The 1,310-nt window shown below is 68.6% G+C and carries 1 protein-coding gene; it reads left to right on the forward strand.

Annotated elements, in window-relative coordinates; all coding sequences use genetic code 11:
* Window positions 1-1,273, forward strand: a 1,273-nt coding sequence (gene recD / locus N878_RS20730) for an exodeoxyribonuclease V subunit alpha (RefSeq protein WP_021445449.1), incomplete at its 5' end; no start/stop codon positions are given.
* Window positions 1,274-1,310: the final 37 nt, after the last annotated feature.

Consider the following 1,310-nt stretch of genomic DNA (forward strand, 5'->3'; position numbering starts at 1 on the left):
GCAGGTGGCCTCGCTGCCGGTGGCGGACGCCGTGCGGCAGCAGATTCCCAGTACGGTGACCACGCTGCATCGTCTGCTAGGCAGTCGCCCGGACAGCCGCCACTTCCGCCACGACGCCGGTAACCCGTTACCGCTGGATGTGCTGGTGGTGGACGAGGCGTCGATGATCGACCTGGAGATGATGGCCAGCCTGCTGGACGCCCTGCCGGCTCATGCGCGGTTGATCCTGCTGGGCGACAAGGATCAGCTCGCCTCGGTGGAGGCCGGGGCGGTGCTGGGCGATTTGTGTCGGGATGCGGAGGCCGGTGGCTACAGCGCCGCGACCCGCGCCTGGCTGGAGGCGCAGACCGGCGAGCGGATGGCCGATCCGGCGCTGGTGCCCGGCGAGCAGGCGCTGGCCCAGCATATCGTCATGCTGCGTCACTCGCGGCGCTTCGCCGGCGCCTCCGGCATAGGTCGCCTGGCCCGTGCGGTGAACCAGGCCGATGCCCAGGCCGCTCGCGCCACCCTGGCGGCCGGCAGCGACGACTTGCATGTGCTGCGTCTTGCCGGCGAGCAGGACCGCGCCCTGGAGCGTCTGCTGCTGGAGGGGCTGGTGGACGGCGAACGCCGAGCCCAGGGCTATGCCCATTACCTGCAGGTGATGCAAGCGGAGCGTCCGGCGCCGGACGCCGATATCCAGGCCTGGGATGGCTGGGCCGGCAGGGTGCTGGCGGCCTTCGATCAGTTCCAGTTGCTTTGCGCGGTACGCAAGGGGCCTTGGGGCGTCGAAACGCTGAACCAGCGCATCGCCCAGGCGCTGCAACGTCGTGGGCTGCTGGAGCAGGAGCATGGCTGGTACGAAGGGCGACCGGTGCTGGTGACCCGCAACGATTACAGCCTGGGGCTGATGAACGGCGATATAGGTATCGCCCTGCGCCTGCCCGAGCCGCCGGAGTTCCTCGGTGCGCCGCTGCGCCAGGTACTGCGTGTGGTGTTTCCGCGCAACGACGGCAGCGGCGCGTTGCGTCATATCCTGCCGAGCCGGTTGAGTGCGGTGGAGACGGTGTTCGCCATGACAGTGCACAAGTCCCAGGGCTCGGAGTTCGCCCACTGTGCGCTGATCCTCCCGGACAGCCTCAACCCGGTTCTGACCAAGGAACTGGTCTACACCGGCATCACCCGGGCGCGGCACTGGTTCAGCCTGGTGGAGACCCGCGCCGGCATCTTCGAGCAGTCGGTGCTGCGGCGGGTCGAGCGGCGCAGTGGTCTGCGCGAGGCCCTGGAGAGCTGAGGGCGCAATTCTTTTCAGAAAGGTGTTGACGTGCCTT

It is taken from the genome of Pseudomonas sp. EGD-AK9 (assembly GCF_000465935.2).
Classification (GTDB): Bacteria; Pseudomonadota; Gammaproteobacteria; order Pseudomonadales; family Pseudomonadaceae; genus Aquipseudomonas.